This is a genomic window from Burkholderia sp. RF2-non_BP3 (genome assembly GCF_001522185.1).
GTDB lineage: Bacteria > Pseudomonadota > Gammaproteobacteria > Burkholderiales > Burkholderiaceae > Burkholderia > Burkholderia diffusa.
The window spans coordinates 280290-300074 of the sequence record NZ_LOSU01000009.1 but is presented as its reverse complement, the minus strand read 5'-3'; the positions used below and the strand labels follow the sequence as shown (position 1 = coordinate 300074).

15 protein-coding genes and 1 pseudogene are annotated in these 19785 nt (G+C 68.6%); 9 read left to right on the top strand and 7 right to left on the bottom strand.

Translation table 11 applies throughout. The features are described 5' to 3' along the window. Positions 1-50: 50 nt before the first annotated feature. Genes WS45_RS03470 through WS45_RS03460 form a run of 3 tightly spaced genes read left to right on the top strand, consistent with a single transcriptional unit; the run spans position 51 to position 1985 of the window. A complete protein-coding gene (locus tag WS45_RS03470) occupies positions 51-419 on the top strand; it encodes a response regulator (RefSeq protein WP_011548759.1) in 369 nt (122 codons plus the stop codon). Then, a complete protein-coding gene (locus WS45_RS03465; protein ID WP_059698191.1) occupies positions 412-1038 on the top strand; it encodes a chemotaxis protein CheC in 627 nt (208 codons plus the stop codon). Before WS45_RS03470 ends, WS45_RS03465 begins: the two co-directional genes overlap by 8 nt. Continuing rightward, on the top strand, positions 1035-1985 hold the full coding sequence (locus WS45_RS03460; RefSeq protein ID WP_059698190.1) for a GGDEF domain-containing protein: 951 nt from the start codon (positions 1035-1037) through the stop codon (positions 1983-1985). The genes WS45_RS03465 and WS45_RS03460 overlap by 4 nt, the downstream gene beginning before the upstream one ends. A 38-nt stretch (positions 1986-2023) precedes the next feature. Here WS45_RS03460 and WS45_RS03455 read toward each other — a convergent pair whose 3' ends face one another. After that, positions 2024-2908: an alpha/beta fold hydrolase gene (locus WS45_RS03455; protein ID WP_059698187.1), complete on the bottom strand. Its 885-nt coding sequence runs from the start codon at positions 2906-2908 to the stop codon at positions 2024-2026. Positions 2909-3115: 207 nt separating this feature from the next. On the opposite strand from WS45_RS03455, the gene WS45_RS03450 reads away from it, so the two are divergent. The 5 genes from WS45_RS03450 (at position 3116) to WS45_RS03430 (ending at position 8508) form a co-directional block, all read left to right on the top strand. Next, positions 3116-3448, top strand: a complete 333-nt coding sequence (locus WS45_RS03450) for a hypothetical protein (RefSeq protein ID WP_059529016.1) — start codon at positions 3116-3118, stop codon at positions 3446-3448. Between the two features lie 257 nt (positions 3449-3705). Then, on the top strand, positions 3706-4554 hold the full coding sequence (gene hpnD / locus WS45_RS03445) for a presqualene diphosphate synthase HpnD (RefSeq protein ID WP_059529130.1): 849 nt from the start codon (positions 3706-3708) through the stop codon (positions 4552-4554). A gap of 4 nt (positions 4555-4558) precedes the next feature. Continuing rightward, a complete protein-coding gene (gene hpnE / locus WS45_RS03440; protein ID WP_059698185.1) occupies positions 4559-5812 on the top strand; it encodes a hydroxysqualene dehydroxylase HpnE in 1254 nt (417 codons plus the stop codon). Between the two features lie 11 nt (positions 5813-5823). Beyond that, positions 5824-7797: a squalene--hopene cyclase gene (gene shc, locus WS45_RS03435; protein WP_059698184.1), complete on the top strand. Its 1974-nt coding sequence runs from the start codon at positions 5824-5826 to the stop codon at positions 7795-7797. A gap of 54 nt (positions 7798-7851) precedes the next feature. Further along, the gene (locus WS45_RS03430) at positions 7852-8508 is read left to right on the top strand and encodes a phosphorylase (protein ID WP_059698237.1); all 657 of its coding nucleotides are present in this window, start codon (positions 7852-7854) and stop codon (positions 8506-8508) included. Positions 8509-8624: 116 nt separating this feature from the next. On the opposite strand, the gene WS45_RS03425 is transcribed toward WS45_RS03430, so the two are convergent. Together WS45_RS03425 and WS45_RS03420 are read right to left on the bottom strand one after the other, a co-directional pair. Continuing rightward, on the bottom strand, positions 8625-9617 hold the full coding sequence (locus WS45_RS03425) for an MlaA family lipoprotein (protein WP_059698182.1): 993 nt from the start codon (positions 9615-9617) through the stop codon (positions 8625-8627). Then, positions 9613-12244 (bottom strand): annotated as a pseudogene (locus tag WS45_RS03420) (MMPL family transporter); the annotation flags it as partial. The gene WS45_RS03425 and the pseudogene WS45_RS03420, both read right to left, overlap by 5 nt. 327 nt (positions 12245-12571) lie before the next feature. On the opposite strand from WS45_RS03420, the gene WS45_RS03415 reads away from it, so the two are divergent. Continuing rightward, the gene (locus WS45_RS03415) at positions 12572-13168 is read left to right on the top strand and encodes an MlaC/ttg2D family ABC transporter substrate-binding protein (protein WP_059529002.1); all 597 of its coding nucleotides are present in this window, start codon (positions 12572-12574) and stop codon (positions 13166-13168) included. Positions 13169-13277: 109 nt separating this feature from the next. Here WS45_RS03415 and WS45_RS03410 read toward each other — a convergent pair whose 3' ends face one another. From WS45_RS03410 to WS45_RS03395, 4 genes are all read right to left on the bottom strand, one after another. Next, positions 13278-13922 carry a response regulator gene (locus WS45_RS03410; protein WP_059528999.1) on the bottom strand — a complete coding sequence of 215 codons (645 nt, stop codon included), beginning with the start codon at positions 13920-13922 and terminating at the stop codon, positions 13278-13280. 31 nt (positions 13923-13953) lie between these two features. Then, complete coding sequence (locus tag WS45_RS03405; RefSeq protein ID WP_059698177.1) at positions 13954-15333, bottom strand: cache domain-containing protein; 1380 nt, start codon at positions 15331-15333, stop codon at positions 13954-13956. A gap of 130 nt (positions 15334-15463) precedes the next feature. Continuing rightward, positions 15464-17026 (bottom strand): sensor domain-containing diguanylate cyclase, encoded by a 1563-nt coding sequence (locus WS45_RS03400; protein WP_059698176.1) that lies wholly within the window; start codon positions 17024-17026, stop codon positions 15464-15466. 548 nt (positions 17027-17574) lie between these two features. Next, the gene (locus tag WS45_RS03395) at positions 17575-19749 is read right to left on the bottom strand and encodes a malate synthase G (RefSeq protein WP_059698174.1); all 2175 of its coding nucleotides are present in this window, start codon (positions 19747-19749) and stop codon (positions 17575-17577) included. Positions 19750-19785 lie beyond the last annotated feature (36 nt).

Genomic DNA, 19785 nt, shown 5'->3' with positions numbered 1-19785 from the left:
CGCGCGGTCGTTAACGCGAGAGAGACCATTCCGTATACCGCTTCGCCGCCATGCCTTTGCCGATCGTGATCGCCGACGACTCCTTGCTCGCTCGCAAACTTCTGACAAAGGCGCTGCCGGGAGACTGGGACGTCGACGTCGCGTATGCGGCGAATGGTCGCGAGGCTCTGGCGCTCTATCGTGACGGCAAAGCTTCCGTGATGTTTCTGGACCTGACGATGCCCGACATGAGCGGCTATCAGGTGCTCGAGACACTGCGCCACGAAGATCTGAACACGTTCGTGATCGTGGTATCCGCCGATATTCAGCCGCAGGCGCAAGCACGCGTGCGCGAGCTGGGCGCGATCGCATTCGTTGCCAAGCCCGTGACGTCGGAGGCGTTGCTGCCCATTCTCAAGGAGTATGGGTTGTATGCCTGAATCGGTGTTCACGGCGGAGCAACGCGACGCGTTGCAGGAGATCGCCAACCTCGCGATGGGCCGCGCCGCCGCACGGCTCGCGTTGCTGCTCGGGCATTTCATCGAGCTGTCGGTACCGCGCGTGCGCGTCGTGAAGGCCGCCGATGCGGGCGACGCGCTGCGCGAGATGACGGGCATCCACGACAACGTGACGGCCGTGCGCCAGGGATTCCGTTCCGACATCAAGGGCGAGGCGATCGTGCTGTGCCGCAGCGCGGGCGTCGCGCGGCTCATGTCGCTGATGGACCGCACGTTCGGCGACGGCGTGTACGCCGGCATGGCCACGCAGGACGAACTCGTGTTCGATGTCGCGAACGTGCTGATGAGCGCGTGCGTCGCATCGATTCTCGACGAGCTCGGCCGCAAGCCCGTGTTCTTCCCGCCGGGGCTGCTCGGCGCGAACGTGTCGTTCGACGACGTGTTCCAGCCGACCGCGCTCGCATGGAGCGTCGCGCTGCTGCTCGAAGTGAACTTTGGCCTCGAGGATCACGCATTCCGCGCACATTTCGTCATGCTGATGGCCGAGGATTCGATCCGGCTGATGGGCGACGCGCTCGACGCATTGCTGTCCGCGCTATGACCGCTATCCCGACCACCACCGCCGCGTCGCTGAGCGACCTCGTGATCGAACGCGTCGGCTTCGGCCTGTTCGTGCTCGACCGCACGATGAACGTGCTGATGTGGAATCGCTTCATGCAGGACCACAGCGGTATCCCGGCTGCCGACGTGATCGGCCGCAACCTGTTCGACCGCTTTCCGGAACTGCCGCGCCCATGGCTCGAACGCAAGCTCGAGAGCGTGTTCCAGCTCGGCAGTTTCGCATTCAGTTCGTGGGAGCAGCGGCCTTACCTGTTTCGCTTCGAGCACGACCGGCCGATCACCGGCGGCGTCGACTACATGCAGCAGGACTGCACGTTCATGCCGCTCACGCGCGGCCGTGAAGTCGAGGCCGTCTGCGTGACGATCTCGGACGTCACGCACGTGAGCGTGATGCAGCGCGAGCGCGAGGAAGCAGTCGCGAAGCTGCGCGAGCATGCGAATCGCGACGGCCTGACCGGCATCGCGAACCGACGCTTCTTCGAGGCGCGGCTCGGCGACGAATTCGCGCGCTGGCAGCGCTACGGCGGCGACCTGTCGGTGTTGCTGTTCGACCTCGACCACTTCAAGACGATCAACGACAGGTTCGGACACGCGGCCGGCGATGCGGTATTGCGCGAGACGGCGCGCCGCGTCGCGTCCATCGTGCGCGCGCAGGATACGTTCGGCCGCTTCGGCGGCGAGGAATTCGCGCTGCTGCTGCCGTGCACGAATCTCGACGAGGCGATGCGGGTTGCCGACAAGGTACGCGACGCGATCGGCAGCACGCCGGTCGACGCGGAAGGCGTCAGCGTGCCGGTGACGGCGAGCGTCGGCGGCGCGTGCGCGACGGCGGGCGCGTCGGGGTTCGACGCGCTCGTCAACGAGGCCGACACCGCGCTCTATCGCGCGAAGCGGCTCGGGCGCGATCGGTCGATCGCCTACGCGTAACCGCCGCGCCGCCGCTTCCCGCGCGCGATGCGCGCCGTTCAGCTTTTCGCGATATCCGCGAGCACGCCGGCCAGCACGGCCGGCTGCGACACGAACGGCGAATGGCTGCTGTCGAGCTGGTGCACGTGTGTCGGGTTGCCGGGCACGAACGCGTCGGCTTCGTCGATGAAGCGCTGCTGCAGCGCGGGCAGGATCACGCGATCCGCCAGGCACTTGATGTAGTGACGATCGATCGCGCCCCAGCGCGCGGTGGTCGTCGGGATCGCGGTCGCGAACGGCGCGGCCGGCACGTCGCAGGTCATCAGGTTCGCCACCGCCTCGAAGTCGGCCTGCGGCACGTCGTCGTACAGCGCGCGCTTCGCGAGCTCGCGATACGCGGCATCGCCGCTGCGCGGATCGATCCGCAGCGCGCCCGCGACGCGCGGGCTCGCGAGCATCAACGGGCCCAGCATTTCGCCCTTGTTTTCGGGCGCACGCACATAGTCGAGGCCCGGCACGCCCGACGCGGGCATGAACGCCGCGAGATAGACGATCTTCGCGATCTTCTCCGGCGCGCGCTCCGCCGCGGCCGTGATCGCGAGGCCGCCCATGCTGTGGCCGACGAGCACGACCTTGCCGCGGCCGAGCGCGTATGCGTCGTCGACCGCCTGCATTACCTGCGTCGCGTAATCGTCGAGCGTGGTATTCGCGACCGGCGACGGCTCGGCGCCGAATGCGTCTTCGTCGAGCGGCCGTTCGAGATACGACGCGGGAAAGCGGGCATTGATGCCGTGCGCGGGCAGGTCGCGCGCGATCGACAGGTAGCCGCGCGCGGCCAGCGCGGCCGCGACGTGCGCGTAGCACCACGCACCATGCCACGCGCCGTGCACCAGCACGAAAACGGGATGGTCGAATTGCGCGGCGGCGGTTACGTTCGTCTCCATGGTGTCCGTGTCTTTTTTCGAGAAAGATATTCATCTTAGACGAAGCCGCGCGCGTCCAAGCATGAACGCGCGGCCCGACCGTGCGCGCGCCCGGATCGGCCGTCGCGATCAGGCCCTTTTGTCTCGTTCAGGCCACATTTCGTCCAGATCTGATTTGAATTTGCGCCGAAGCGCGCTAATTTGACGCTTTGTTACCGATTGCGCTCCATGAACGTCGACTACCTCTTCTACCGGCGGCCGGAAAAGCCTGGCCCCTATTCGCTCGACGATCTGGGCGAGATCGCGCCGCCGATCGGTCCGAGCGACGTGGTGCGCGCGGGGATCGCGCGCGTGTTCGAGCAGATCGACTGGCACGAGTCGCCCGACGTGCCGGGCGCGTGGTTCGGCACCGGCGGCCCGTCGTTCCAGTTCACGGCGGAGCCCGACGGGCGCGTGACGAGCTTCATGGGCTCGCGCCTCGAACGCCGCTCGATGCTGCAGCTGACCCGCGAAATGGGGCTCATCGCGCTCGATCTGCAGCGCGACATCGTCTACGGCTGACGGGCGGCGCGACGCCGTTCCCCGTCGCGGCCGGCCACGCCGGCACCGGGCCCCGAGGCGGCCCGCCGGGCGCGGCGTGTGTCCGCCATCGAACTTCAAAGATTGCTATACTTTCGCCCAATTCCGGCTTCCGGCCGGTAATTTGTGCCTGTCTGCGTCGATCGTTCGCATATCTCGCACGCATTTGACGCCCTGACCAACCCAGCCGGGCATGGCCTCTTCAATCGCCCCGCGTGGGTGTCTCCGTGGAGCTCGTCTTGGCCGTTTCCAATCTCGTCGTGGACGAACAAGAAACCGACGCCGCTGCCGTCACATCGGGCAGTTCTTTCTATCTGGCGATGCGCATCCTGCCGGCAGTGCAGCGCGACGCGATGTTCCAGGTCTACGCGTTCTGCCGCGCGGTCGACGACATCGCCGACAGCGACCTGCCGCGCGCCGAGCGCAACGCGGGCCTCGATCGCTGGCGCGCGGACATCGACGCGTGCTTCGCCGGCCAGCCGCCGCGCCATCTGGTCGCGCTCGAGCGCGAGATCCGCGCATTCGACCTGAAGCGCGAGGACTTCCACGCGATGATCGACGGGATGGCGATGGACGCCGCCGAGGACATCTGCGCGCCGGACGAACCGACGCTCGACCTGTTCTGCGATCGCGTGGCGAGCGCGGCCGGCCGTCTGTCGGTGAGGATTTTCGGGATCCCGGAGGCGGAAGGCATCGAGCTGTCGCACCACCTCGGCCGCGCGCTGCAGCTGACGAACATCCTGCGCGACATCGACGACGACGCCGCGATCAACCGCTGCTATCTGCCGCGCGAGCTGCTCGCGCGCGAAGGCATCGCGATCACCGATCCGGCGACGATCGTGCGCGACCCGGCGCTGCCGCGCGTGTGCGCGACGCTCGTCGAGCGCGCGCTCGAACACTTCCGCGCGGCGGACGCCGTGATGGATCGCTGCACGCGCGCGCAGGTCAAGGCGCCGCGCATCATGTCGGGCGCGTACCGCTGCATTCTGGAAGCCGCGATCGCGCGTGGCTTCGCCGCCCCGCGCGTGCCGCTGCGCAAGCCGAAGGCGCGCATGCTGATGATCGCCGCGCGCTACGCGCTGTTCTGAGCCGATGCCCAGAACCGTCCACGTGATCGGTGCAGGACTCGCGGGCCTGTCGGCCGCCGTCGAGCTGCAACGCCGCGGGCGGCGCATCGTGCTGCATGACGCGCATGCGCATGCGGGCGGGCGCTGCCGCTCGTGGTTCGACGGGACGCTCAACACGACGCTCGACAGCGGGCTGCACCAGGTCTTCGCGGGGCAGTCCGCGACGCAGCGCTATCTGCGTGCAATCGGCGCGGCCGATCAGCTGACGGGCCCCGCGCTGCCTGAATATCCGGTGGTCGACGTCGCGTCGCAGCAGCGCTGGACGCTGCGCTTCGGCAACGGGCGCTGGCCGTCGTGGCTGTTCGACGCGGCATCGCGTGCGCCGGGCACCACGCCGCTCGACTACCTCGCGCTGGCGTCGCTCGCGTTCGCGCGCACCGGCCGTTCACTCGCACAGACGATGCGATGCGACGGCGTGCTGTGGGATCGTTGGCTGCGGCCGTATTGGCTCGGGGTGCTGAACGTCGAACCGCGCCACGCGAGCGCCGAGCTCGCGCGTGCGGCACTGTGCGGGATGTTTGCCGCGGGCGGCCCCGGCTGGCGCCCGCTCGTCGCGCGCCACGGGCTCGGCAGCGCATTCGTCGAACCGGCGCTGCGGATGCTGCAGCACGGCGGCGCGCAGATCCAGCTGAACTCGCGGCTCGATGCGTTCGAATTCGGCGCGCACGGCAACGCGGTCGATGCGGTCGCGATCGGCGGCGAGCGCGTCGATCTCGCGCCGGGCGACGCGGTCGTGCTGGCGGTGCCGCCCGAGGTCGCGCAGCCGCTCGTCCCGGATCTCACCGCGCCCGACACGTTCAGCGCGGTCGTGACCGCGTATTTCGCGGTCGATACACCGGCCGGCAGCCCGCAACAGACGGCCGTCATCAACGGCATCGTCGACGCGGTGCGCACCGGCGATGGTCCGCTCGCGGCGACGATCCGCGACGCGGGCCGCTGGCTCGACATGCCGCGCGATGCGCTCGCGCGGCGCATCTGGGAAGACGTCGCGCGCGTGACCGGCGCGAACCCGGAAACCCTTCCCGCGTGGCAGCTCGTCGTCGAGCCGCGCGCGGGGTTCGCGGCGGTGCCGTCGCAGGAAATGAAACGTCCGGCCGTGCGTACGCGCTGGACCAATCTCGTGCTGGCGGGCGACTGGATTGCCACCGGCTTGCCCGCCACGATCGAGGGCGCGATCCGTTCCGGCCAGCTGGCCGCGGACGTGCTCCAGACACAATAAGAGAGGGACCGATGAACGATCTCACCGATATGGCTACCCTGTCCGCCGGCACCGTGCCGGCCGGGCTCGACGCGGCCGTCGCCAGCGCGACCGACGCGCTGCTGGCCGCGCAGAACGCGGACGGACACTGGGTCTACGAACTCGAAGCCGATTCGACGATTCCCGCCGAATACGTGCTGCTCGTCCACTATCTCGGCGAGACGCCGAACCTCGAGCTCGAACAGAAGATCGGCCGCTATCTGCGTCGCATCCAGCAGGCCGACGGCGGCTGGCCGCTGTTCACCGACGGCGCGCCGAACATCAGCGCGAGCGTGAAGGCGTATTTCGCGCTGAAGGTGATCGGCGACGACGAGAACGCCGAGCACATGCAGCGTGCGCGCCGCGCGATCCACGCGATGGGCGGCGCCGAGATGTCGAACGTGTTCACGCGGATCCAGCTCGCGCTGTACGGTGCGATCCCGTGGCGCGCGGTGCCGATGATGCCGGTCGAGATCATGCTGCTGCCGCAGTGGTTCCCGTTCCACCTGTCGAAGGTGTCGTATTGGGCGCGCACCGTGATCGTGCCGCTGCTGGTGCTGAACGCGAAGCGTCCGATCGCGAAGAACCCGCGCGGCGTGCGCATCGACGAGCTGTTCATCGACCCGCCCGTCAACGCCGGTCTCCTGCCGCGCCAGGGCCACCAGAGCCCCGGCTGGTTCGCGTTCTTCCGCGTGGTCGACCACGCGCTGCGCGCGGTCGACGGCCTGTTCCCGAGCTACACGCGCGAACGCGCGATCCGCCAGGCCGTGTCGTTCGTCGACGAGCGCCTGAACGGCGAGGACGGCCTTGGCGCGATCTATCCGGCGATGGCCAACGCGGTGATGATGTACGACGCGCTCGGCTATGCGGAAGATCATCCGAACCGCGCGATCGCGCGCAAGTCGGTCGAGAAGCTGCTCGTCGTGCACGAGGACGAAGCGTATTGCCAGCCGTGCCTGTCGCCGGTGTGGGACACGTCGCTCGTCGCGCATGCGCTGCTCGAAACCGGTGACGCGCGTGCCGAGGAAGCGGTGCTGCGCGGCCTCGACTGGCTGCGCCCGCTGCAGATCCTCGACGTGCGCGGCGACTGGATCTCGCGCCGCCCGAACGTGCGGCCGGGCGGCTGGGCGTTCCAGTATGCGAACGCGCACTATCCGGACGTCGACGATACTGCCGTGGTCGTGATGGCGATGGACCGTGCGCAGAAGCTCAAGCAGACGGATACGTATCGCGAATCGATGGCGCGCGCGCGCGAATGGGTCGTCGGCATGCAGAGCAGCGACGGCGGCTGGGGCGCGTTCGAACCGGAAAACACGCAGTACTACCTGAACAACATTCCGTTCTCGGATCACGGCGCGCTGCTCGATCCGCCGACCTCGGACGTATCGGGCCGCTGCCTGTCGATGCTGTCGCAGCTTGGCGAGAGTGCGCTGAACAGCGAGCCGGCCCGTCGTGCGCTCGACTACATGCTGAAGGAGCAGGAACCGGACGGCAGCTGGTACGGTCGCTGGGGGATGAACTACGTGTACGGCACGTGGACGGCCCTGTGCTCGCTGAACGCAGCCGGCCTGACGCCGGACGATCCGCGCGTGAAGCGCGGCGCGCAGTGGCTGCTGTCGATTCAGAACAAGGACGGCGGCTGGGGCGAGGACGGCGACAGCTACAAGCTGAATTACCGCGGCTTCGAGCAGGCGCCGAGCACCGCGTCGCAGACGGCGTGGGCGCTGCTCGGCCTGATGGCGGCCGGCGAGGTGAACAACCCGGCCGTTGCACGCGGCGTCGACTACCTGATCGCGCAACAGAACGAAGAAGGCCTGTGGGACGAGACGCGCTTCACCGCGACCGGCTTTCCGCGCGTGTTCTACCTGCGCTATCACGGCTATCGCAAGTTCTTCCCGCTGTGGGCGCTCGCACGCTATCGCAACCTGAAGCGCGCCAATGCGACGCGCGTGACGGTCGGGATGTAACGCGTGGCACCGGCGCAGCACAACGGCACGTTGCCCGTCATCGCCGTCACGGGGATGGCGTTCGAGGCGCGCATTGCGAGCGGCCACGGCGTCGAGGCCGTGTTCGCCGCGCGGGCCGACCGGCTCGAGCGCGCGCTGGCCGAGGCGACCGCGCGCGGTTGCGCGGGCATCGTGAGTTTCGGCACGGCGGGCGGGCTCGCACCCGATCTCGCGCCCGGCGCACTCGTGATCGCGGACGCGATCGACGGGCCGTTCGGCCGCGTGCAGACCGATCCGGGCTGGAGCGCGCGGCTCGTCGCTGCGCTGCACGACACGCCGGTGTGGGCGCGCGTCACGCGCGGCACGATGGCGGCGGTCGGTGCACCGGTGGTCAGCGAGCAGGAAAAGACGTCGCTGCATCGCACGAAGGGTGCGCTCGCCGTCGACATGGAGTCGCATATCGCCGCGGCCTTCGCGGCGTCGCGCGGCGTGCCGTTCGCGGTGTGCCGCGCGATCGTCGACCCTGCGTGGCGCACGTTGCCGCGGGCGGCGACGGCCGGCTTGCGCGACGACGGCAGCACGGCCATCTTGCCGATCCTGCGCGAACTGCTGAAGCAGCCGTCGCAGCTCGGCCCGCTGCTGCAGGTTGCGGGCGACGCGCGCGCGGCGCGCACGACGCTGATCCAGGCGCGGCACGCATTCGAGCGTGCCGGCGCGATGCGGATCGTCTGAGCGGCGCTCGCCGCTTTCCGCTTCTCCTCCCCCTTCCCTTTTCGTTTCGCGTACGCGCAAAAAAAGAGCGCTGCATGATGCAGCGCTCTTCGGCTTGCGGGCGGATGCCGTGCGCGTTACTGCACGGCCGGACCGCTCGCGGGCACCGTCGGCATCGCCGGCGCGATCGGTGCGCCGTTGGCAGCCGGCGCAGTCGTCGCCCCGGCCGACGCGGCCGCCGGCGCACTCGCCGGCATCGCGCCGTCCGCACCCGGATCCTCATACTGCGGCAACCCCGGCGCGGCCGGCGCATTGCCCGGTGCCGTGCCCGATGCGCCGCCCGACTCGCCCGGATCCTCGTAGTTCGGCAAGCCCGGCACGGTCGGCGCGGCCGCCGGCACCGCACCCGATTCACCCGGCTCGGTGTAGTTCGGCGGCGCGGCCGACGCCGACTGGCCGCGATACGTCAGCGACTTGCGCTGCTGCAGATACGCGTCGCGGACGAACGAGTACGGATCGAGCGCCGCCTGCTTCAGCAGATCGGTCGCGCCGAGCAGGTCCGAACGCGCGCTGATGAACTGCGCGATGTACATCGGATTGCGCGCGGCCGGCTCGATGTAGTTGAGCAGGTTGAAGCGGACGTCCACCGCGCGGCCGACGCCATCGCGGATCGTGCTCGGCCCGAACACGGGCAGCACGAGGTACGGGCCGGACGGCACGCCCCAGCGCGCCATCGTCAGCCCGAAATCCTGGTGATGCTTGGGCAGCCCGGCCGGCGTCGCGATGTCGATCAGGCCGCCGACGCCGAACACCGAGTTCATCGCCACGCGCATCAGATCCTGCGTCGCATCGGTGATGCGCAGCTGCAACAGGTTGTTCGCCATGTTGCCGAGATCGCCGAGGTTCGAGAAGAAGTTGCTGATCGCGGTGCGCACGGGCGTCGGCGTGACCTTCTGGTAACCCTTCGCGATCGGCACGGCGATGTTCGTGTCGACCGTGTCGTTGAACTTGTACATCGCCCGGTTCATCGGCTCGAGCGGGTCGTTGGGGTTGCGGTTCGGGCCCGTCGCGCAGCCGCTCAGCACCGCGCTGGCAGCGACGGTCGCCGCAATGATTCGCACCTTGTTCATTATTTCCTTGCGATTGGTTCTTTGGCGCGTTTGACGCGCGGTTTGCCCATCAGGACGGGCTGAAACACCACGGCGCCGATCAGGGTGCAGGTCAACGCCAGCGCGAGCAGCTTGCCCATGCTCGACGTGCCCGGATGATGCGACAGCCACAGGCTGCCAAAGGCGGTTGCGGTCGTCGCTGCGCTGAACAGCACCGCGTGCGTGAGGCTCGACTGCAGCAGGCCCGTCTGGCCCGCGCGCCATGCCATCACGAAGTACACCTTGAACGCGACGCCGACGCCGAGCATCAGCGGCAGCGCGATGATGTTCGCGAAGTTCAGCGACATGCCGAGCACGACGCACATCTCGAGCGTGACGAGCCCCGACACGAGCAACGGCACCAGCGTGCGCAGCACGTCGCCGAAGCGGCGCAGCGTGATCCACAGCAGGATCGTGATCGACAGGATCGACCACAGCGCCGCGTGCAGGAACGCGTTGATGATCGTGTCGGCCGAATGCAGGATCGAGATCGGGCCGCCGATCGCGCCCGGCTCAGCGGCCTTCACCGCCTTCGCGAAGCGGCGCAGCATCGTGTCGTCGTTCGGGTCGACGCCCTTCGGCACCTTCGGCGAAATCTGCACGAGCGCGTGACCGTCCGGCGCGATCCAGTCGCGCACGAGCTGCGGCGGCAGCGCGTCGCGCGTGATGTCCTGCGGCTGCAGCAGCGTCGCGAGCTGATTGAGCGCGATGCGCAGCGTGTCGGAGAACGCGCGTTCGGCGCGGTCGCGCGTCGCGCTGTCGGCGGCGGCGAGCTTCGCGAGCGATGCCGACAGATGCTGGGCGGCGGCCGCGCCCGGGCCCGGGTGATCTTCCGCCGCGTAGCTCAGCAGGTCCGACACGCGCTTGAGCGCGGCGACGCGCTGCGCGTCGGTCGCGGCCGGCGCGGCCGGTTGCGTCAGCGCGGGCAGCAGGTCGCTCGCGGCCGCGGCGATCGCCGCACGCTTGGCCGGCTGGTCGGCCGGCACGAAGGTCGACAGCGTCGTCGTGCGGCCGACTTCCGGGAGCGCATCGAGACGCTTCGCGGCTGCGTCGGCCTCGGCGAGCGACGGCGCGAGCAGCGTGACGTCGTTGACGGCCGCTTCGGGCGAATCCTTCAGCGCGAGCAGCGTCGCCATCGATTCGCTGTTCGGATCCTTCAGGTGCAGCGGATTGAAGTCGAAGTGCAGGAACGCGAGCAGCGGCAGCGCGCCGATCACGACCGCGAGCGTGCCGATCAGGATCGGCTTGCGATGGCGATCGAGGAAGTCGTCGACCGGCGCGAGCCACGGAAAGCCCGGCGTCTTCGATTCGCCCGGCGGCGCGAACAGGCGCAGCAGCGCGGGCAGCAGCGTGAGCGTGGTCAGCAGCGCGACGAACATCCCGACGCCCGCGATCAGGCCGAGCTCGGACACGCCGCGATAGGCCGTGGGAATGAACGAGAAGAAGCTCGCCGCGACCGCCGTGGTGGCCAGCGCGAGCGGCATGCCCATCGAGTGCGCGGCGCCGATCAGCGCGTGATCGATGCGCGGATCGCGGAAGCGCTCCTCGCGGTATTTCACGCCGTACTGGATCGAGAAGTCGACGCCGAGGCCGACGAACAGCACCATGAACGCGACCGAGATCATGTTCAGCGAGCCGACCATCGCGAGGCCGAGCGCCGCGGTCACGACGAGGCCGACGAACAGCGTGACCAGCACCGAGCCGATCATCCGCTTCGAGCGCAGCGCGAGCCACAGGATCACGAGCACGGCGAGGAGCGTGAGCGCGCCGTTGAGCGCGGCGCCGTCTTCCACCGATGCGAATTCGTCGTCGGCGAGCGGCTGTTCGCCGGTCAGGCGCACGACCGCGCCGTAGCGTTGCTCGAGGCCGAGCACTTTTGCCGTGTCGCGGATCACCTGGGTCGTTTCGGCGCCGGCTTTCAGTGCACCGTAGTTGACGACCGGCTGCACCGTGACGAACGCGCGGGCGGGCTGGCGTGCGGCATCGCTGTCGACCAGCCCGCGCCACGAGAACGCGGCGGGCTTGCCGGCCAGCACGTCGTCGACCGTCGCGGCGCTGCGCGCGAGCAGCTTCGCCATCGCGGGCAGCTTCACCTGGCCGGTCAGGAGCGGCTGGCCGAGCGTGGTGGACAGCGTGGTCGCGAGCCCGGTCAGGCTCGGGTTCTTCGCGAGCTCGTTGACGAGCGGCCGTGCGCTCGCGAGCTGCGTCGTCGTGTCCGTCACTTCCTGCGGCGACAGGAACAGCAGCCCGTTGTGCTCGAAGAACGGGCCGCCGCCGGGTTCGGCGACCTGGCCGATGCGGCCGGCGTCGGCCTGCTTCTGCAGGGCTTCGGTGAGCGTATGCGCGGCGGCGGTCGCGAATTCGGGCGCCGGGGCCTCGACCACCGCGAGGATCGTGCCGTTGCGTTGCGGGAAGGCCTTGTCGACGGCCTGGCCGAGCGTGGCCCACTGGGGTTCCGCGTCGACGAGCTTGCTGATGTCCGTGCTGATCTTGAAGTGCTGCGCGACGTAGACGCCGCTGAAGACGGCGACGACGAGCGACAGCACGACGACCCAGACGGGGCGGCGTACCGACCATGCGACGAGTCGGACGATGAGAGATGTCACCATGTGGCGGTGGGGAGGGGCTGGCAAGGACAAAACAACGAGTATACCGGCGCAACGTGGCGTCGGTCGCGACGATGGAGCGTAAAGGGGCGGGAAGGATATTTGCTCCGCGGCGCAGGAATCGGCGCGCAGCGCCCGGCGATTCGTATGGGGATACTTACATAATCGACCGGCATCGTGCCGTGGCGGGGCCTGTGACAAAAGGGGTTGAAAGGTAACAGTCGGTCACCGCGCGGCAGGCCGGCCGCCGGGCCGCTATACTTCGACCCACCGGCCGATGCCACCGATGCAATCCGCCGGCCGTTTTTTCTCATCGAGTGCGATATCCGTATGAAACGTCATCTGTTTGCTTTCGTCGCGGCGGCCGCCGTGTCGGTTTCCGCTTTCGCGCAGAGCGCGCCCGTCGACATCGTCCGCAATGCGGTCGAAGGCACCGTCAACGCGATGAAGGCCGATCCGGGTGCGCGCGGCGGCGACATGGCGAAAGTCACGCAAGTCGTCGAGCAGCGCTTCCTGCCCGCGACGAACTTCGAACGCACGACCCGCATCGCGGTCGGCGATGCCTGGAAGCAGGCGACGCCGCAACAGCAGCAGGAGCTGTACAAGCAGTTCAAGCTGCTGATGACGCGCACCTATGCCGCGTCGCTTGCGCAGCTCGGCGGCCAGGACGCGAAGTTCTCGTTCAAGGCCGGTGGCGCGTCGGGCGCCGATGCGCTGGTGCAGTCGACGGTCACGACGCCGGGCGACAGCCAGTCGGTCGGCTACCGCCTCGGCAAGGTCGGCAACGACTGGAAAATCTACGACATCGACATGTCGGGCGCGTGGCTGATCCAGGTCTACCAGGGCCAGTTCAAGGGCCAGCTCGCGTCGGGCGGCATCGACGGCCTGATCGCGTATCTGCAGAAGCACAACGCGCGGACGAACTGATCGCCGCCGGTCGGCCGGCATGTTCAGCATGCCGGCATGCATCAAGGGCGCCCTCGGGCGCCCTTTTTCGTTGCGGGTTCGGAATGACGCGGGGACCCGTGTCGGGGCGCTACCGCCGCCGATGCTCGACCGCGAACTTGATCAGCTCCGCCTGCCCCTCGATCTCGAGCTTGCGCTTCAGATTGAGCCGGTGCGTTTCCACCGTGCGCACCGACAGCCCCGTCTGCTGCGCGATCTGCTTGCTCGACAGCCCCTCGGCCAACGCATCGAGGATGTCGCGTTCGCGCGGCGTCAGGCGGTCGAGCGGCGACGCGGCCGCGCTCGCCTGGATCATCCGCGCGGCGAGCCCTTCGCTGAAGAACGTCTGCCCCGTGAGCACCGCGCCGATCGCGCGCACGATCTCGCTCGCGGGCGAATCCTTCAGCAGATAGCCGCTCGCGCCTGCGCGCACGGCCTGCGTCACGTATTCGATGTTGTCGTGCATCGACAGCATCAGCACGCGAATCCCCGGAAAGCGCTCGTGGAAGACGCCGGCGAGCGTGATGCCGTTCATCCCGTTCATGCCGACGTCCATCAGTGCGAGATCGGGCTCGAGCGACGCGGCGAGCGCGAGCGCCTCGTCCGCGTTGCCGGCTTCGCCGACCACGGACAGGTCGGCCGCCTCGAGCCGCATCCGCAGGCCGTCGCGCACCAGCGGGTGATCGTCGACGAGCAGCAGTCGGGCGGCGGGCTGGACGGTATCGGGGGCGCTCATGGGCAAAGGTCTCCGGTGATGGGGCGCGTGCTCAGGCGGCGCGCAGCGGCACGCGCGCGGCCACGACGGTGTGGCCGACCTGCGACGTGATCGTCAATGTGCCGCCGAGCGCGTCGAGGCGCTCGCGCATGTTGCGCAGCCCGATGCCGCGGCGCGCATCGGTCTGCGACCGCTCGGCATCGAAGCCGCAGCCGTTGTCGGCGATGGTCAGCGTGGCGGAATGCGCGCCGACGTCGAGCGTGACGGCCGCGCGCGACGCCTGCGCATGATGCACGATGTTGCTGAGCGCTTCCTGCGCGATCCGGAACAGCGCCGTATTGACCGGCGCGGGCAACGGCCGCGCGCCGCTGTGCGCGACCTGCGTATAGCCGATGTCGATGCCGCTTTCCGCGCCGAGCTCGCGCACGAGCTGCTCGAGCGCGGCCGCGAGGCCGAGATCGTCGAGCATCGCCGGGCGCAGCGCATGCGAGATGCGCCGCACTTCTCGCAGCGTGTCGCCGAGCCGCCCGACGCCGGACGCGAGCGCCTGCTCGGCTTCGGGCATGCGCGTCGCGCCGCGCTCGAAGCGCGCGAGCGCGGATTCGAGCATCAGCTTCGCGGACACCATCATCTGGCTGATCCCGTCATGCAGTTCGCGCGACAGCCGCTCGCGCTCCTGCTCCTGCGATTCGACGACACGCTGCGCGAGCTGCTTGAGCTTCGCGTCGGCGCTGCGCGACTCGCTGACGTTCAGCACCAGCGCGCAGACGGCGATCGCAGCCGCGCCGGTCAGCGCGATCGCGGTGAGCCAGCTCATCGTCCGCTCGATGTTCGCGGACGCGCGCGCGTCGATGCGTTGCAGCGCGGTGTCGACGTCGTCGAGATAGATGCCGGTGCCGACCATCCAGCCCCAGCGTTCGAGCGCGACGACGTAGCCGAGCTTCGGCGCGGGCTTGCCCGTCGACGGCCGCTGCCACGTGTAGCGCACGTAGCCGCCGCCGTGCGACGCGGCGCCGATCAGCTGCTGGATCGTCAGCGCGCCTTGCGGGTCGCGCATCGACCAGTAGTTGTGGCCGACGCGCTCGGGCTCGCGCGGATGCATCAGCGCATTGCCGTGCAGATCGTAGACGAAGAAATAACCGTCGGGGCCGAAATCCATCTTCTGCAGCATCGCGAGCGCCTGCGTGCGCAGCAACGCGTCGTCGCGCGCATTGCGGCCGCTCGCGTCGTACAGCGGCATGATCGCGCTCGTCGCGAGTTCGACGTAATGCTTCAGCTCGATTTCCTTGCTCGACAGGTAGGCGGCCTGGATCGTCGCGTGCTGCGTGCGCGCGAGCGACGTCGCCTGCTGGCGCACGCCGAAGCCGATGCCGGCGATCGCGAGCAGGAATGGCACGATCGCCAGGAGGAAAATCTTTGCCTTGAGTCTCATGATGGTGTGAAGCGGGCGCGGGCCGGCCGGCGCATGTGTCTGTCGCGCGGCGGCGGCGAGCCGACATTGTCGGCGATTTCGCACGCGGGCGATCGGAAGGCCCGGCGAAGGCCTGCCGGCCCGCCGTGGCTCAGGCGCGCCGCGGCGTGCGATCGACGCTCACGGCCGTCTGCACGACGACCCGGTTGCGCCCGCGTTCCTTCGCGCGGTACAGCGCGTCGTCGGCGAGCTTCAGCGCGGCCTGGATGCTGTCGTCGCGCTCCGGATAGCAGGTCGTCACGCCGATGCTCGCGGTCAGGCAGTCGGACGAGCCCGTGGCGTGCCGGATGCCGAGATCGAGGATGCCGGTGCGGATCGCTTCGGCGATCGTCACGGCGCCGGGCGTGTCGACGTCGGGCAGCACGACGACGAACTCCTCGCCGCCGTAGCGGGCCGCATAGTCGGCCGGGCGCCGCAGGCAGCCGGCGATGCAGCGGCCGACCGCGGCGAGCGCGTCGTCGCCGGCCTGGTGGCCTTGCGTGTCGTTGTAGCGCTTGAAGTGATCGACGTCGACGAACAGCAGCGACAGCGCATGTTGCGAGCGTGCCGCGCGGCGCCATTCGCGCTCGAGCGTGACGTCGAGCATGCGGCGGTTGTCGAGGCCGGTGAGGCCGTCGGTGCGCGCGAGCGCCTGCAGTTCGGTTTCCGCACGGTGACGCTTGCGCAGTTGCACGTCGAGCAGCAGCGACAAGCCGACGAAGCCGAGTGCGAGCATGGCCATCGCCGAGCCGATCGGGATCGCGCGGTCGTACCACGCGGCGTAGGTGTCGGCTTCCGAGCGCGCGACCATGATGATCAGCGGCAGATTTTCGAGATGCCGGAACACGTACAGGCGGCGCACGCCGTCGATCGACGCGGTATCGGCGAAGCTGCCCTCGTTCGCGGTCATGAAATGACGGAACGTGCTGGCCTTGCTGATGTCGCGGCCGACGATCGCCGGATCGTACGGCTTGCGCGCGACCATCCGGCCGTCGGTGTTGATCAGCGCGACGGAGCCGCGATCGCCGAGCGCCAGGCGCGAAAACAGGTTCTGGAAATATTCGAGCCGGATCGACATCACGGCGACGCCGCCGAACGACCCGTCGGGCCTCGTGATTCGCCGGCTGAGCGCGATGCTCAGCGAGCCGCCGCGCAGCCGCGAACGGTACGGATCGCTGACGTACAGGCCGACGTTCGGGTGGTCGCGGTGCACCGTGAAATACGGTTCGTTGCGGAAGTTGGCCTTGCGCGGCACATCGCTCATGCCGTCGACCGCGATGTCGCCGTTCGCGTCGAGCACGTAGATGCCGCCGAGGTATTTGGCCGTCGTCGCGCGGTCGAACAGCACCTGGCGGCGCAGCGACATCGGCAGCGCGGCGACCGCGGGATCGTTCGAGCCGTCGACGACCGCCTGCAGCGACAGCGAATAGATCTCGATGTTGCGCTCGATGTCCCACGACGCCATCAGCGCGATGTTCTGCTGGGTGGTGCGCGCGCGATCGCGTGCGTCGATGCGGCCTTCGTACAGCACGATGGCGCACAGCAGCAACAGGAGCAGCGCGATCAGCAACCCTGAATAGAAGATCAGGTGCGGCAGCAGGAACCGGCGAAATTGCGCGGCGATGCGGCCCGTCAGGCCGGATTCGCTGGGCATTGCGTAGTCGGTTTCTGCCATGGTCCGTGGATCGATGGGCATCGCCGCCAGGCGGCGGGCCGATGCGATTGTTCGTATGATTTGCCGGCGGCGATCCGGTGCGCGGTCTCCGATGCGCACGCCGCCCGATCGACCGGAGAACCGGAGCCGATCATCCATGATTGCGGCCGGATAAACCGCAAAAATCGCTCCATTCACCGGGAGGATTGGCCGCGATTCGACGATCCGACGAATCGGGCGGCGCGGATTGTTCCGAGTATAACGCGCGTATTTGTATACGCGGAGAATGTTGCGGACCGTTGATCCGGATCAAATTATCGCCGTGGCCAATACTTGCCAATCGCGCGTGGAGCGTTGCGGTGCAAGGCTTTGCGCCAGGCGCGGAGCGGCGCGCATTCCACGGTCGCCGGTTTTACCGTTTTAACGGCCGGTGAAGCGGGAACTTGAAGCGGTGCGATACGGACCGATTATCGATTTCGGTGTCCGCGTGAATTCGCAGATGAAAACGGGCGGCCACGATGGCCGCCCGTTTCGCGAAACCGCATGCGGGAAAGCCCGCATGCAAGGGTTTACGCGCCGTGCTGCTGCGCCTTGTACGCGAGCCGGAACCGATGCAGCAGCGGCTCGGTATAACCGCTCGGCTGCGACGTGCCCTGCAGCGCCAGCGCGCACGCGGCCTTGAATGCCGTCGACTGGTCATAGCCGGGCGCCATCGGGCGATAGTTCGGGTCGCCGGCGTTCTGCTGATCGACGACGCGCGCCATCCGCTTGAACACGTCGAGCACGAACGCCTCGGTGATCACGCCGTGGCGCAGCCAGTTCGCGATGTGCTGGCTCGAGATGCGCAGCGTCGCGCGGTCTTCCATCAGGCCGACGTCGTGGATGTCCGGCACCTTCGAGCAGCCGACGCCCTGTTCGACCCAGCGCACGACATAGCCGAGGATGCCCTGCGCGTTGTTCTCGACTTCGCTCAGGATCTCGGCCTCGCTCCACTCGGCGCGTTCGACGACCGGCACGGTCAGCAGGCCTTCGAGCAGCGCGTCGCGTTCGCTCGCATACGGCGTCTTCTCGAGTTCCTGCTGGACGGCCTGCACGTCGACGAGGTGGTAGTGCAGCGCGTGCAGCGTCGCGGCGGTCGGCGACGGCACCCACGCGGTGTTCGCGCCGGCGCGCGGATGCGCGATCTTCTGCTCGAGCATCGCGTGCATCAGGTCCGGCATCGCCCACATGCCCTTGCCGATCTGCGCGCGGCCGCGCAGGCCGGCCGACAGGCCAGCGAGCACGTTGTTGCGCTCGTACGACTGGATCCACGCCGACGACTTCATGTCGCCCTTGCGGATCATCGGGCCCGCCTCCATCGCGGTGTGCATCTCGTCGCCGGTGCGATCGAGGAAGCCGGTGTTGATGAACGCGACGCGCGCGGCGGCGGCCGCGATACAGGCGGCGAGGTTCACGCTGGTGCGGCGCTCCTCGTCCATGATGCCCATCTTCAGCGTGTTGCGCGGCAGGCCGTACAGGTCCTCGATGCGCGCGAACAGCGTGTCGGCGAACGCGACTTCGACCGGGCCGTGCATCTTCGGCTTCACGATGTAGATCGAGCCCGTGCGCGAGTTGCGCTTCGCCTTCAGGTCGTGCAGCGAGCACAGCACCGTGACGACGCCGTCGAGGATGCCTTCCGGAATCTCGTTGCCGTCGCGGTCGAGCACCGCGCCGTTGGTCATCAGGTGGCCGACGTTGCGCACGAACAGCAGCGAGCGGCCGTGCAGCGTCAGCGTGCCGCCGGCCGGCGTCGTGTATTCGCGATCGGCGTTCAGGCGGCGCGTGAAGGTCTTGCCGCCCTTCGCGACTTCCTCGACCAGCGTGCCCTGCATCAGGCCGAGCCAGTTGCGATAGAGCTGGACCTTGTCGTCGGCGTCGACCGCCGCGACCGAATCCTCGCAGTCGATGATCGTGCTGACCGCGGCTTCGAGCACGACGTCCTTCACGTTCGCGAGATCGGCGCGGCCGATGGGGGTCGACGCGTCGATCTGGATCTCGAGGTGCAGGCCGTTGTGCTTCAGCAGGATCGCGGACGGTGCGCCCGCCGCGCCCTGGTAGCCGACGAACTGCGCCGGCTGCGCGAGGTGCACGACGCCCTTGCCGGTTTCGACGGCGAGCTGGCCGTCTTCCACGCGATAGCGCAGCGCGTCGCGGTGCGAGCCGCTCGCGAGCGGCGCCGCGTTGTCGAGCACGTCACGCGCGTAGTCGATCACGCGCTGGCCGCGCGTCGGGTTGTAGGCCGTGGTGCGTTCGGCGCCGCCGTCCTCGGGCAGCGCGTCGGTGCCGTACAGTGCGTCGTACAGGCTGCCCCAGCGCGCGTTCGCGGCGTTCAGCGCATAGCGCGCGTTCGACAGCGGCACGACGAGCTGCGGGCCGGCCTGCGTCGCTATCTCGCTGTCGACGTTCGCGGTGGCTGCCGCGACGTTCGACGGGACCGGCACGAGGTAGCCGATCTGTTCGAGGAACGCGCGATACGCGGCATGGTCGCGCACCGGGCCGGGGTGCGCGCGATGCCACGCGTCGAGTTCCAACTGCAGGCGGTCGCGTTCCGCGAGCAGTTCGCGGTTGCGCGGCGCGAGGTCGTGCACCAGGGCCGAGAAACCGCTCCAGAAGGCGGCCTTGTCGATACCGGTGCCCGGCAGTGCTTCGTTTTCAATGAACTGGCTCAGCGCTGGCGCGACTTGCAGTCCTGCTTGGTCGATCATCGTGATTCCTCCCGGGGAAAAAATCGCGCGCGGCTT